This is a genomic window from Ruegeria sp. CH8 (assembly GCF_056536985.1).
In genome coordinates, this window is record NZ_JBQFQR010000014.1 from 89,485 (window position 1) to 103,132 (window position 13,648).

At 57.9% G+C, this 13,648-nt stretch carries 13 protein-coding genes and 1 tRNA gene; 8 read left to right on the forward strand and 6 right to left on the reverse strand.

Annotated features, from left to right (window positions below):
- Nucleotides 1–14 precede the first annotated feature (14 nt).
- From ACR0ER_RS16450 to ACR0ER_RS16460, 3 genes are all read right to left on the reverse strand, one after another.
- A complete protein-coding gene (locus tag ACR0ER_RS16450; RefSeq protein WP_480769871.1) occupies nt 15–992 on the reverse strand; it encodes an AAA family ATPase in 978 nt (325 codons plus the stop codon).
- Between the two features lie 117 nt (nt 993–1,109).
- The gene (locus ACR0ER_RS16455) at nt 1,110–2,219 is read right to left on the reverse strand and encodes an acetoin utilization protein AcuC (RefSeq protein ID WP_480769872.1); all 1,110 of its coding nucleotides are present in this window, start codon (nt 2,217–2,219) and stop codon (nt 1,110–1,112) included.
- A gap of 3 nt (nt 2,220–2,222) precedes the next feature.
- Nucleotides 2,223–3,308, reverse strand: coding sequence for an AI-2E family transporter (locus ACR0ER_RS16460; protein ID WP_480769873.1), 1,086 nt, complete (start codon nt 3,306–3,308; stop codon nt 2,223–2,225).
- 150 nt (nt 3,309–3,458) lie between these two features.
- Here ACR0ER_RS16460 and ACR0ER_RS16465 point away from each other — a divergent pair, with 150 nt between their 5' ends.
- Nucleotides 3,459–4,325, forward strand: a complete 867-nt coding sequence (locus ACR0ER_RS16465; protein ID WP_480769874.1) for a YihY/virulence factor BrkB family protein — start codon at nt 3,459–3,461, stop codon at nt 4,323–4,325.
- On the forward strand, nt 4,322–6,220 hold the full coding sequence (locus ACR0ER_RS16470) for a multiheme c-type cytochrome (protein WP_480769875.1): 1,899 nt from the start codon (nt 4,322–4,324) through the stop codon (nt 6,218–6,220). The genes ACR0ER_RS16465 and ACR0ER_RS16470 overlap by 4 nt, the downstream gene beginning before the upstream one ends.
- 286 nt (nt 6,221–6,506) lie before the next feature.
- Here ACR0ER_RS16470 and ACR0ER_RS16475 read toward each other — a convergent pair whose 3' ends face one another.
- Both ACR0ER_RS16475 and ACR0ER_RS16480 read right to left on the reverse strand, forming a co-directional pair.
- Nucleotides 6,507–7,223 (reverse strand): RlmE family RNA methyltransferase, encoded by a 717-nt coding sequence (locus tag ACR0ER_RS16475; protein WP_480769876.1) that lies wholly within the window; start codon nt 7,221–7,223, stop codon nt 6,507–6,509.
- Nucleotides 7,223–8,335 carry a Ppx/GppA phosphatase family protein gene (locus tag ACR0ER_RS16480; protein WP_170330177.1) on the reverse strand — a complete coding sequence of 371 codons (1,113 nt, stop codon included), beginning with the start codon at nt 8,333–8,335 and terminating at the stop codon, nt 7,223–7,225. The genes ACR0ER_RS16475 and ACR0ER_RS16480 overlap by 1 nt, the downstream gene beginning before the upstream one ends.
- 240 nt (nt 8,336–8,575) lie before the next feature.
- Here ACR0ER_RS16480 and ACR0ER_RS16485 point away from each other — a divergent pair, with 240 nt between their 5' ends.
- The 6 genes from ACR0ER_RS16485 to ACR0ER_RS16510 all read left to right on the forward strand — a co-directional run bounded on the left by ACR0ER_RS16485 (nt 8,576) and on the right by ACR0ER_RS16510 (nt 12,729).
- Nucleotides 8,576–8,872: a virulence factor gene (locus ACR0ER_RS16485; protein ID WP_480769877.1), complete on the forward strand. Its 297-nt coding sequence runs from the start codon at nt 8,576–8,578 to the stop codon at nt 8,870–8,872.
- A 26-nt stretch (nt 8,873–8,898) separates the two neighbouring features.
- On the forward strand, nt 8,899–9,825 hold the full coding sequence (locus ACR0ER_RS16490; protein WP_480769878.1) for a methylenetetrahydrofolate reductase: 927 nt from the start codon (nt 8,899–8,901) through the stop codon (nt 9,823–9,825).
- A 9-nt stretch (nt 9,826–9,834) separates the two neighbouring features.
- Nucleotides 9,835–10,896 carry a methyltetrahydrofolate cobalamin methyltransferase gene (locus ACR0ER_RS16495; protein WP_480769879.1) on the forward strand — a complete coding sequence of 354 codons (1,062 nt, stop codon included), beginning with the start codon at nt 9,835–9,837 and terminating at the stop codon, nt 10,894–10,896.
- 128 nt (nt 10,897–11,024) lie between these two features.
- A complete protein-coding gene (locus tag ACR0ER_RS16500; protein ID WP_480769880.1) occupies nt 11,025–11,852 on the forward strand; it encodes a polyphosphate kinase 2 family protein in 828 nt (275 codons plus the stop codon).
- 64 nt (nt 11,853–11,916) lie between these two features.
- Nucleotides 11,917–11,990: transfer RNA gene (locus tag ACR0ER_RS16505), tRNA-Gly, on the forward strand.
- A gap of 190 nt (nt 11,991–12,180) precedes the next feature.
- Nucleotides 12,181–12,729 (forward strand): FkbM family methyltransferase, encoded by a 549-nt coding sequence (locus ACR0ER_RS16510; RefSeq protein ID WP_480769927.1) that lies wholly within the window; start codon nt 12,181–12,183, stop codon nt 12,727–12,729.
- A gap of 59 nt (nt 12,730–12,788) precedes the next feature.
- Here ACR0ER_RS16510 and ACR0ER_RS16515 read toward each other — a convergent pair whose 3' ends face one another.
- Nucleotides 12,789–13,646, reverse strand: coding sequence for a class I SAM-dependent methyltransferase (locus ACR0ER_RS16515; protein ID WP_480769881.1), 858 nt, complete (start codon nt 13,644–13,646; stop codon nt 12,789–12,791).
- Nucleotides 13,647–13,648 lie beyond the last annotated feature (2 nt).

The window sequence follows — 13,648 nt, forward strand, 5'->3', positions numbered from 1 at the left end:
CTCTTTCCTTAAACTCAGGGCAGCGCGACAAGGCGCAGGATTTCAGCGATCACATCGTCCGCCGTTTTTGCGTTTCCGAGTGCTTCGAAGCTGAGCGTGATGCGGTGGCGAAAGACGTCGTGGGCAATGGCGCGTATGTCGGCGGGGTCCACATAGTCGCGCTCGTTCATCCAGGCGTGCGCTCGCCCGCATTTGTCCAGCGCCAGAGATGCGCGCGGGCTGGCACCAACTTCGATCCAACTGGCAAGCTCTTCGTTGTATTTCTCCGGCGTTCGGGTCGCTTGAACCAAATCGGCCATGTACCTGTCCATAGCGTCGGAGACGTGAATCTGCCCGATCTCTGATCGCGCCTGGAACACGGCGTCCTGCGGGATTGGAGTTGGCATTCCACCCGTTGAACCGGACCCGGCGGCGATCTCTTCTCCGCGAACCAGACGGATCACTTCTACTTCGTCTTCGACCGGAGGATAGGTGATCTGCACATGCATCAGAAACCGGTCCATCTGTGCTTCGGGCAAGGGATAGGTGCCCTCCTGCTCGATCGGGTTCTGCGTCGCCATCACGATGAACAGCGGTTCCATTTTATGAGTGGTGCCAGAGACGGTGACCTGCCGCTCTTCCATTGCTTCCAGCAACGCGGCCTGCACTTTAGCCGGGGCACGGTTGATTTCATCGGCCAGAACGATGTTGGCAAAGATCGGGCCGGGGTCAAACCGGAAGGTGCCACCGTCATCGGTTTGTTGAAACACTTCGGTTCCGGTGACGTCCGAGGGCAACAGGTCGGGCGTGAATTGGATCCGGCTGAAACTGGCGTCGAGATTTCGCGCCATGGCTTTGACCGCTCGGGTCTTCGCCAGACCGGGCAAACCCTCGATCAGAAGATTGCCGTTGGCGAGCAGACCGATAAGCAACCGGTCGATCACTTCGGTCTGCCCTATGATTGCCTGACTCATCCGAGTTTTGAGTTCATTTATTTGATTAAGTGCATTCATGTGGTTGGTCCATTCGTGGCCGAACGTCAGAAGTTGACATGGCAGGGCAGCCGAAGCGCAATGTTCAAGAATGTGTAGTAATGTTCGGAGGCTAGCAGCCTTGTTGCGTTCGATCCACTAGGAAATCCGTTCCGCAATATGGTTCAGATTAGCTCTTACCTCAGCGCGAATTTCGCCATGGTTCGGAACGTCCTGCAGCGTATCGAACCAGTGTACGGGTGGTTGTTTTCCGGCAGCGCGTTTCCAGGTCAGGTCGCTGAGAATGTTCTGTGATTCTGCGTTCAGGTTCTTAGGTATCTCAAGCTTGTTCAGTGTCGCCCAAACCCCGCTCCAAAGCCGAGCAACAGACCATGGATTGTATCCTCCGCCACCCAAAACAAGCAGTCGCGGAGCCAGGTCGCGCAGACTGGAAACCGTGCGCCAGTGGGCGTTATTGGACAGGGTCAGCCGCGACAGAGGGTCCTCGGCCACGGCATCAGCACCGCATTGCAACACGATAGCCTGGGGGGGGGAAGACTTGGTCGCTGGCAGGATTAGTTCGTCAAGGATGGCATAGAACTCATCATCATTGAGGTTTCGTGGGACGGGCATGTTAAACGCAGCCCCTCCGGCATTGTCGTCCAAAGTACCGCTGAAGGGCCATCTGCGGTTTTCGTGGACCGAGATCATCCGAACCTTGGTGGATCCGCGAAAGGCCGCTTCGACTCCGTCGCAGTGATGTGCGTCAATATCGACATAGACGATCCGATCGAGCCCGGCATTCAGCAGGGTCAGGATCGCCAGCACCGGATCGTTCAGATAGCAGAACCCGTTTGCCCTGTTTGCAAGCCCATGATGCGTGCCACCTGCGGGATTGAAGACAATGCCACCATCGCGGATCAACTCGGCACCCAGCATCGACCCTCCGGCCGCTGTGGCTGGGCGGCGGTACATCTCGGAGAACACGGGGTTTGACAGGGTGCCCAGCGCGTATTTCTGCCGGACCTCGTCGGACACTGCTTGATCCTGCTCGGCTTGTTGCAGGGCGGCGATATAGTCCGGCGTGTGAAACGTCATAAGCGCCGAGGGCTTCGCGCAGGGGCTGACGCGATAGTTCGAGGATGACAACCACCCCTGCGCGCGGCACAAATCTATGACGGTGGAGACACGCGGAATGGCCAATGGATGTTTCGAGCCATAGGTCGAGTTGCGATAAATCTCCGATCCGATGAACAGAGGCCGTTTCATCGTCTAGCTTGCGGCGCGCTTGGTGTTTTCCTCGCCCAGTCTGCCGTCTAGCGACATCAGGATCGCAACCGGGCGCAGGGCGGGGATATGGCTGAAGACGATCAGAATACAGACGGTTAGCGGGACGCTCAGGAAGGCGCCAATCAGTCCCCAGATCGTAGTCCAAAACATCAGCGCCAGAATGACCAGAAAGGTGGACATGTTCAGCGACCGGCCCAGCAGGGCGGGGTCCAGGAAATTGCCAATCAGGAATTGAATGGTGCCGCAACCCAGTACGATGACAAGGAAAGGCCCGATGCTTTCGAACTGAACCAATGCAATCATAGACGGGAAAATCACCGCGATGATCGATCCGATGGACGGGATGAAGTTCAGCGCAAAGGTCAACACGGCCCAGGTCTCGGCAAACTCCAGCCCCAGCAGCTTGAACACCGAATAGCTGATGCCTGCGGTGATCAGGCTAATCATTGTTTTAACCCCGACATAGCGTTGCAGGCTGAACGTGATGGCATCCAGAATCGAGGCAAATTCGATACCTGTTTTTGGATCACCAGCTGCCAGTTGGATCTTTTTGCGGAAGGCCAGCCGCTCGGCCATCAGGAAGGCGACGTAAAGGCTGATCAGAAAGAACTGGTTTAGCAGTGAAGTGGCGCTGCCCAGCAGAATGCGCGCGACATAGGACATGTCGATGTTGATCAGATTGTCGCGGATAAACTTGGTCACGTCATTGCCCACCAGACCCGTGACGCGGTTGACCGCATCGTCAAACTGGTTTTCGTAGTCACCGATAGTGCGGGCAAACTGGGTCGCCTGACTGCCCAGAATATACATGATTACGAACAAGCCGGCTAAGACCACAGTGACGCCCGCAACATTGGCCAGCCAGACCGGCATGCGGGTCAGGGCGATGATCCGGTCGCTAAGTGCAATGATCAGAACATTGATCAGCAGAGCCATCGTCAGCGGGATCAGGAACGCAGCGCCGGCGTATAGTCCCAGCACTACAAGCGTCGTCACAATCGACACATCCCGAACAACAGACAGCTTGAGCTTTGTCGGCGTCGCGGTTTTGTCTTTGTCCGGTGTCATCGGGTGGCTCATCCTGAGAATTGCGCTTGTGTTTGATCCTGCACAGCGGGGCTGGATTATGCAATGCGCCCAAATGTTTGTCAGAGATTATTTGCGCAGCAGACGGTTTTGCCGGTTCAGTGGCTGGGGAAGGCGGGTTAGGCTTTGGGGATGAATGCCCGCGTGATTCCCTTTTTTGGTCGACCTGTACAGGCACTTTGGGTGGCCGTGACCCGTTTCGATGCCAAGAACGGCTTTGTCATGAGCAGCCACGTTGCCATGTCGCTGATGCTGGCCTTGTTTCCCTTTGCCCTGTTTACCGTGGCCTTGGCCGGTACACTTTCTCAGGACTATGTAACGAATGAATTGATCGAGCTGATTTTTGGCGCGTGGCCGAAAGATGTGGCGGGTCCGATCGTGGCTGAACTGCGTTCCGTTCTGGCCGAGTCCGGTTCTGGCGTGATCACGTTGGGTGGTTTGCTGGCGGTCTTTTTTGCCTCTAACGGGGTAATGGCGGTGCGTAAGGCGATGAACCAAGCCTATCACGACTATGACAGCTGGCCGTTCTGGAAAACCCGGTTGCTCTGCCTGGGATTGGTGATCGTCGGTGGCGTCACCATCATGATAATCGCCGCAGTCGAGGTCATTCTACCGGTCTACACGAAGCTCGTTTCAGAGAAAACCGATGTAAACGTATCCGAATGGTTGTCAGTCGATCGCTTGCGCTGGACCTTCACTGTAGCCGTTCCGGCGGGTGTTGTGGTGCTGGCGCATCTGATCCTGCCGACCGGGCGTCACAAGCTGCGGCAGATCCTGCCCGGCGTGCTGCTGACGCTGGCCCTTTGGGCGGCAGGAGGATGGGGGTTTTCTGTCTATATCGCTCAGTTCGCCTCGTACAGCGCCACCTATGCCGGGCTTGCAGGCGCGATGGCCGCGCTGATCTTCCTGTATCTTTGCGCGGCGATCCTGATCCTGGGGGCTGAGTATAACGGAGCGCTGATGGACCTGCAGAACGATACCGACGGGCCGGACGCGTGAGGGCGGCGCTTTTCTTCTGGCTGTTTCTGTCGGGTTTCGCATTTGCCCAAACGCCGGACTATGTGGGCTCGGATCAATGCGTGGATTGCCACACCGCCGAGGCGGAGGCATGGGCGACCTCTCATCACGCCTTGGCCTGGACCGGGGCTGAGGACGGGCATGTCGTGGCGGATTTTGACGGAACCCGGTTTAACCATGACGGCATGGCGGTCGAGTTCAGCGTGAACGGCGATGGTCTGCGGGCCAACGTGACCGAAAAGGACGGCGTCACCACTGAATACGGTGTGCATTCGGTTGTGGGGATCGAGCCCCTGCAGCAATACCTGTTCGAAACCGAACCCGGCCGATTGCAGAGTTTCGACGTCGTCTGGGATACCGATAACCGGCGCTGGTTCCACCTTTATCCCGATCAGGATTTGCCTCCGGACGACGGGTTGCACTGGACCGGCCCCTATAAAAACTGGAACGCCCGCTGCGCGGAATGTCACGCCACCGGGTTTGAAAAAAACTATGACGCACAGACCCGCAGCTATGCCTCGACACAGTCTGAGATCGGGGTCGGGTGCGAGGCCTGCCACGGCCCCGGATCGGCTCATATCGACTGGACGCAGGGCCAGACGCTCGCCGCCGATCTGAGCGAATTCGGTTTCACCATGAATTGGGGCAGGGGCCGGACCGAGGCCGAAATCCAACAATGCGCGGGATGCCATTCCCGGCGAGAGGCGCATGGCGACGGCAACCCGGCCCCCGGAACGCCTTATCACGATGCCTATAATCTGGCGGTGCTGCGTCCCGGTCTCTATCACCCGGACGGTCAAATTTTGGATGAGGTCTACGTCTACGGCTCGTTCCTGCAATCCAAAATGTACGCGCAGGGCGTCGGGTGCATGAACTGTCATGACCCACACAGTGCTGAACTGAAGGCCGATGGAAACGGTGTGTGTACGCAATGCCACTCACCGGCGGGCAATCCTGACTTTCCGACCTTGTCGGCGAAGGAATACGACACACCCGAGCATCATCACCATCCGGAAGACACTGCGGGCGCACAATGCAAATCCTGCCACATGATCGAGCGCGTCTATATGGGTGTCGACGGTCGGCGCGATCACAGCTTTCGGGTTCCACGCCCCGATCTTGGGTTGGGTCAAGATGCCTGCACCGATTGCCACCAGACCGAGGACCAGGCTTGGGCCGCGCAACAGATCGAGGGTTGGTTTCCCGCCTCACCCCACCGCATGCCGCACTATGGGACAACGTTTCAGGCGGCCCTGGACGGGCGAGTTGATGGGCCGGACGCGTTGCTTGGGATTGCGACTGACTCTGCCCAACCGGGCATCGTCCGCGCCACTGCAGCTTATCTGCTACAACCTTTCGGTTCGGCAGATTTGGCGGAGCAAACGGCCCCCTTGTTGTCTGACTCTGACCCGCTGGTGCGCGCGAATGCGGTGGTTTTACAACGCCAGTCCGCCTTGCCGGATCAAGTTCAGCGGCTCGAACCTCTGCTGTCCGACCCATTGCGCAATGTGCGCATCTCAGCCGCCAAAGAGTTCCTCAACATCCCCGGCCAGGCCCTGACCCCGGAACAGCAGGCGCAGGTGGCACAGAGCATGGAGGAATGGCAGGGCGCGATCGCGAACCGTCTGGATTTCCCCGAAACCCACCTTGTTCTGGGGGGTATGGCTCTGACCTTCCGCAACGCCCCGGCGGCCGAACGGGCCTTTCGAGAGGTCGTCTCGCTGGATCCGCAACGGGCTGAGGCCTGGCCCATGCTGGTGCAACTGGCGCAGATCAACCGCGGCCCGGATGCCGCGCGGGACGTGCTGAAAGAGGGGTTGGAGGTTCTGCCGGACGACCCGGGACTGCTGCAAATCAAGGCGCAACTGGCCCCGTGAACTGGCACCGCGTGGCCCGGTTTAGGCCACGATCCCGGCAAATTTATGCGTTAACTATGGGCAAGGCAGATTTCCCGCCGCGCCCATAGGTGACCCATGACGGATAAACCGGTCCACACATCGCAGTTGCAAAACCCCCTTTCGGTAGGGCAGAGAATTGCGGATTTGCAGGCCAGAAAGCCAGAATACGTCAATCACGGCGAGGCGCTTTTGCTACAACGCACCGCCGCCGCGTCATTGCGTGAACAGTTTCTGACTGGAGACCGGAACTGTTTGGACGACTAAGTCAGCCGCGAAAGCCAGTGGCGACCACGAATTTCTCGGAACTGTCGGAACGGGATGCAGGCGGCTTTACGTTGGCCACCTTTTCGAACTTTTGCTTCAACAGCTTCTGCAGATCGCCCTCGGCGCCCCCGGCCAGAACCTTGGCGACAAACGTGCCGCCTTCTTCCAGCACATCAAAGGCAAAATAGGCCGCCGTTTCGCACAGGGCCATGATGCGCAGGTGATCGGTCTGTTTATGCCCCGATGAGGCGGCCGCCATGTCAGACATCACCACATCAGCTTTTCCGCCCAGCCAGTCTTTGACCTTCTGATCGGCGTCGTCTTCCATGAAATCCAAAACGTGCGTTTCCGCACCGGCAACAGGTTCGACCTCTTGGAGATCGACACCCAGAACTGTGCCGATCCGTTTGCCGGACTTTTCGCCCAGCGCATTGACGCGTTTGACCGCAACCTGACACCAGCCTCCGGGCGCGCAGCCCAGATCGACCACGCGCGCGCCGGGAACGAGGAAGCGAAACTTATCGTCCAGTTCCAAGATTTTATACGCCGCGCGTCCGCGATACCCTTCGGCCTGCGCGCGTTTCACATAGGGGTCGTTCAATTGCCGCTCGAGCCAGCGGGTCGAGCTGAGCTTGCGCCCGCGGGCCGTCTTGACCTTGACCTTCAGGTCGCGCTGTCCACGGCCTGAGTTGTTTTTGCCACTTGGTGTCTTCGCCATCAGAACGGTCCGTCTTCCAATACACCATCCGCGCTCATCTGCGCATAAAGCAGACCTTCGCGCAGGCCCCGGTCCGCCACTGAAAGGCGGTCGGTGGGCCAGCAGCGGAGCAATGCCTGCAATATGGCTGAGCCGGACATAATCAGGGCCTGCCGGTCATCACCAATCCGCGGATCGCGCCGTCGCCCCAGTGGGCCGAGTTCTAAATATCCTCGTATGACTTTGTCAATCTGATCACTGGTCATGCGCAGACCGTCCACTTTGGTCCGGTCGTATCGTTTCAGCCCCAGATGCGAGGCCGCCACCGTCGTCACAGTGCCGCTGGTTCCGACGATCTGAAACCCTTCGCGGGCCTGTTCGTCTTTGTAAGGGGCGAAATCGGCGAGATTTTCTTCGAAAAACCAGCTCATCAACGCAAAGCGGGCCGAGTCGTCCTCGACATCGTGGAACTGATCGCGAAGGGTCGCCACGCCCAGCGGCACACTGATCCAGTCCACCACCTTGGCGGCTGGAAAAGGACTGTCGGTGGTGTGAAATCCGTTGTGCAGGCGCATGATCGCAGCAGGACGGTCGCGGCGTGGTACGGACGAGATGTCGATCCAGACCAATTCGGTTGAGCCGCCGCCGATATCAACAACCAGCAACTGTTCCGTTTTGGTCGAGACAAGCGGCGCGCAGGAGATCACGGCCAGACGCGCCTCTTCCTCGGGTTGGATGATCTCAAGCGTCAGGCCGGTTTCCCGTTTCACTTGCCGGATGAAATCGCGTGAGTTTTTCGCGCGACGACAGGCTTCGGTAGCGACCAGCCGCATCCGTCTGACCCTGTTGCGTTTCAACTTTTGCTGGCAGATGCGCAATGCTTGGATGGTACGCGCCATCGAGGACCGGGACAGCCGTCCGGTCCGTTCCAGACCCGCGCCCAATTGCACGGATTTGGAGAAGCTATCAACCACATGGAACCCGCTGCCCTTGGGCTGGGCTATCAACATGCGACAGCTATTTGTTCCCAGATCCAGCGCCGCATACAACGCATCTGGATCGGGTCTTGCCGGCGCGGGGCTTTCGACCGCCTTGGGGAACGCGCCCGCACCTTTGGGACGCTTGGGCGCCATCGTAACGCCCTCCGATTTTCGAGTTACCCTGACCATAGGTCGGGCAATTGTTTCGTGCAAGACGCTCATTAAAGTGATGAGTATTTTGATGTGCGCGTTTGCGTTAGAATTAAGTACAAGCCCAGTATCCCATCGTAGGTAAAAAGGTCGCTTGAAATACGCCGTGTGTCGAAAATCGACCGACCTGAGCCCTTATAGAAGTTTAGAAACTGCCCATCTGGTTAGGAGGAATCAAAGGCAATGCCTGACGTCACCATCGTATACTGGCGCGACATTCCCGCCCAAGTCATCGTCGGGAAAGGTCGCCGAGGCGCAAAGCGGCAATTGGAGGAACGGTTCGAGCAAGCGATCGACCGAGCTGCCATGAAGGTGAACGCCAAAGACAGTGATGCCTATCTGGCCGAATGGCGCAAAGCAGAACCTTTCGCGGTTGAGGGCGACCCGTCCGAGATCGCCGAGGCAGAAGCCTTGCGTCTAGAAACAGAATACGATCAGGATCGCATCAAGGCACTGATCGCCAATGACGGTTGGGCTTAAGCCCCAGATTTTAATGGGAGGCCGCTATGGCTTTGCTGAACTTCAAGAAACGTGATGCGGCCGAAAAGGCCCCGGTGAACCCGACCGTCGAAGCCTTTTTGCAGGGGTATTCGATCGAGGTGATGCCGCGTACCGCCGAGAAAGTCGAAGACTTCCGCGCGCTGCTGCCCGAAGGCACCCGTGTCTACATCGCCCATATCGAGGGCACCCCGATTGAGGACATGGTCAAGACCGCCAAGCGGATCGCGGCCGAGGGCTATCCGGTCATGCCGCACTTCCCGTCGCGGATCATTAAGGATGCGGCGACGCTGGAGAACTGGATCTCCATGTATCAGGGCGAAGCAGGTGTAGATCAGGCACTGCTGCTGGCCGGTGGTGTCGCCAAGCCACACGGTGAATTCGACAGCTCGATGCAACTGCTGGAGACCGGTCTGTTCGACAAGGCAGGCTTCAAGCGTCTGCACGTTGCAGGTCACCCTGAGGGCAACAAGGATATTGATCCCGACGGTTCGACCAAGAACGTCGATGACGCGCTGCGCTGGAAACAAAAGTTCTCTGAAACCACCGATGCGGAAATGGCTCTGGCGACCCAGTTCGCGTTTGACGCCAAACCGATCATCGCATGGGCGGACAGCCTAAAAGAAGCGGGCATCGATCTGCCGATCCACATCGGTATCGCAGGTCCGGCCAAGCTGCAGACCCTGATCAAATTCGCTATCGCCTGTGGCGTTGGCCCGTCGCTGAAGGTTCTGCAGAAGCGCGCCATGGACGTGTCCAAGCTGCTGCTGCCCTATGAGCCGACCGATGTTCTGACCGAACTGGCCAACCACAAGGCGGCCAACCCGGATTTCAACATCACCAACGTGCATTTCTTCCCACTCGGCGGCATCAAGACCAACGCCAACTGGGCAATCAACAACGGCGGCGCTTCGGCAAAGCCAGTAAACTCCTAAGGATCGGACATGACCCGTACAGTCGTAGAATCAAAAACAAAAACTGCCGTCCTGGGCTTTGACGAACCGTTCTGCGTGATCGGTGAGCGGATTAACCCAACCGGTCGTAAGAAACTGGCCGCTGAACTGGAAGCGGGCGATTTCTCGACCGTCGAGAAAGACGCCGTCGCTCAGGTCGCAGCAGGCGCAACCGTTCTGGATATCAACGCGGGTGTCGTCTACAACTCGAACCCCAACCCGAACGAGACCGAGCCGCCGCTGATGACCAAGATCGTCGAGCTGGTGCAAGGTCTGGTCGACGTGCCGCTGTGCATTGACTCGTCGGTTCCGGGTGCTTTGGAAGCCGGTCTGGCAGCCGCAGAGGGCCGTCCGCTGCTGAACTCGGTTACCGGTGAAGAAGAGCGTCTGGAACTGGTTCTGCCGTTGGTCAAGAAATACAACGTACCAGTTGTTGCGATCTCGAACGACGACACCGGTATCTCGGAAGACCCCGATGTCCGTTTCGACGTGGCCAAGAAGATCGTTGAGCGTGCCGCCGATTTCGGTATCCCTGCGCATGACATCGTGGTTGACCCGCTTGTTATGCCGATCGGTGCCATGGCAACCGCCGGCCAGCAGGTTTTCGCTCTGGTCCGTCGTCTGCGTGAAGAGTTGGGCGTGAACACCACGTGCGGTGCGTCCAACATCTCGTTCGGCCTGCCGAACCGCCACGGCATCAACAACGCCTTCCTGCCGATGGCAATGGGCGCTGGCATGACCTCGGCGATCATGAATCCGGTGGCTCTGCCGGTGACGCAGAAGAAGATTGCCGAGAAAAAAGAAGCGGTGGCTGCCGCTGGCATCATCCTGCCCGAGGGCATGGACGCCGAAGCATTCGTTCAGATGTTCGGCCTGGGTTCGACCCTGCCGCGCGCCGGCAAGGAAATGGAGGCCATCCGTGCCGCCAACCTGCTGACCAACAACGACCCGCATGGTGGTGCGTGGATCAAGTTCAACAAATCGCCTGAAGAGGCCGCTGCCGCCGGTGGTGCGGGTGGTCGTCGCGGCGGTGGCCGTCGCCGTCGCGCTTGATCTCTGCCACAGTATGACCAAAGGCCGGGCCATGTGCCCGGCCTTTTTCGTTTTGACCCTGATCAATGCTGGATAAAGTTGTGCTTGCGACAATAGCATGACCCTCGCAACAAAAATCAGGTGTTTTTATGAGCAAACATTATCCCCCGAAGTTGGCGGATGCCAACCTGAGCAAGCGTCTGAGTAAGAGGGATTATTTCGAAAAGCTTGTCGATCTCCAGGCGCAACTGGCGCTAATCCAGCAGGCCTTTCTGTTTCACGGCGTCAAAGGCGTGCTGGTCTTTGAAGGTTGGGACGCGGCAGGCAAGGGTGGCACGATCCGCCGGATCAGTCAGGCACTGGACCCGCGCAGTTTCAAGGTTTGGCCAATTGGCGCGCCGCGCAACTACTACCTGAACCGTCACTACCTGCTTCGGTTCTGGGAGAGGTTGCCTCCCGAAGGTGCCATCTCGGCCTTTGACCGCAGCTGGTACGGTCGCGTTCTGGTCGAGCGGCTTGAAAAGTTCACACCGGAAGAACGCTGGCGGGCCGGGTATCGCGAAATCAACGATTTCGAACGAATGCTGGTTGATGACGGCACCCGGATCGTGAAGATGTTCTTCCACATCTCTCCGGAAGAGCAGATGGCGCGCTTTACCGAGCGTCTGCGCAATCCGATGAAACGGTGGAAGCTTACCTATGAGGATTTTCGCAACCGTGAGCGGTGGGCAGAGGCTGAAGTGGCTGTGGACGAAATGTTGGCGCGGACTTCAACCGAAATCGCGCCTTGGCACGTCATTCCGGCGAACAATAAAAAATACGCCAGAATCAGCGCAATGCAGGCGATCGTTGATGCGTTTTCCAAGGATATCGACCTCAGCCCGCAACATCTGGACAGGCGGACGCTGGACGCGGCCTGCGAAGCCTTGGATGTGGATCAGTCTCTGATCGAAAGCTTGCGGGCCCGGACCGAGTAATTGCCCTGCACCTCGGAAAGGCGCTTGAAGTCGTTCGGCGGGCGGTGTTATCCAGCGCTACGCGGCGGGTATGATGTAATGGTAGCCTGTCAGCTTCCCAAGCTGAACGCGCGGGTTCGATTCCCGCTACCCGCTCCAAATGGTTGATTTACATCAAAATTGATCTGTCTCGGCGCGCTAGGATGTTGTGGAAAAAGGTGGTCCGGTAGGCGCATTGGCGCGGCTGCCTGCGGTCGCAGATCACTCGGGTGTTGTTTTTGATATCGGCGTCAACCGGGGAATGAATGCGCGTCACTTGATCCGAAGTTTTCCGAATTGTTAGTGATACCTGCTTGAGCCACTTCCTCAACAGCCAGCCTTTGTCACTGACCGGTTTCAATCCTTCAAAAACATAATCGTTGTCGGGCAGGCTCTGTGCAATCAGACTGGCAGATCCGAATTTTCCGTAGCGGCAAGACTTGGCACGTCCACTCTGCTTTCGATGAACGCTTCTGCACTGGAGCAACATCCAGAGGCCGTAGTGGATACCTCGATTGAGGTAGAGCTGAACACAATAGACTGGTTCTGCGAGGAAATCGGAATCGACCAGATTTCTTGCATGAAGATCGATGCGCATGGGTCTGAGCTGAATATCTTCAAGGGCGCAGAGCGGATGCTGTCCGAACAGCGGATCGGCGTGATCATGTTGGAATGGCCCGCTACGCCGCATTATGAGGCCTGCCCGCTGATACTGGACCTATGGAAAGAATTGGATCGGCAGAACTATAAGATGTGCAATAATTTCTTCTTCCGTTCGTTCCGAAACGAGCAGAGACGGTTCGGGAATGCGGTGTTCATTTCCGACAAGTTTCGCGAAAACAACCTTCCTGAACTTTAGGGTTAAGCTATCAGAAAAAAATTTTTTGCTTCAGATGTGCGGTCCGTAGCTCTGCTGGGCTATTTTGACCGACGCGCCTGATACAGGTTGATGACCGCGGGAATGTGAAAACCCGTGTCGGACAGAAAGTGCTGGAACTCTTTGGCGACAGCGCTCTGAATGGCCTCAAAGTCGTCTTCATCACCCTCAAAATGTGCGATCACACGCGCCGCAGGTCCGACGCGTGCACACAGGGCCGCAGAGCCTTCGACGCCACCGTATCCCGGTAGTTTCAGCGACACTGCTTTGGCCGTTACGTCCGTCAGCCCGGCTTGTGCCATCATACCGGCCACGTGATCCAAATCGTGAAACGCCAGAGGGCCGGGCGCATATCGGTCCACGCGCGGGGGATGCCCCAGACGCTTGACGGCGGCGATATGGGGCAATTTGAACCAAGGGTTGACGTCCAGAGGTCCCCAAGCGGCGAAGGTCATCTGCCCTCCGGGTTTCAGCGCCTTGGCGATATTGGCAAAAGCTGCAACTGAATCTTCAAAGAACATGACGCCGAAGCGCGAGATTGCGGCATCCATCTGATTAGGTTTGAAATCAAAGGTCTGCGCATCGGCGAACTGGAAATCAACGTTGCCAAGGCTCTGATCAGCGGCGCGGGCGGCGGCCCTATCCAGAAAGGGTTGCGAGATGTCAGCCGCCAGAACGCGACCGTTTGGCCCGACCTTGCGGGCGGCGGCAAGCGTGCTCACACCGGTACCGCAGCCGATGTCCAGAACGGCCATGCCCGGCGCAAGCCGGGCACGATCCAGAACCAGATCAAGAACAGGGCCAAAGGCATGGTCCAGCTGATCTTCATAGGTCAGCCATTTGGCGCCGTTCTCAGATTGGCCCCAGTATTCAGCCTGTTCTTCGTTTGCTGACATCATTT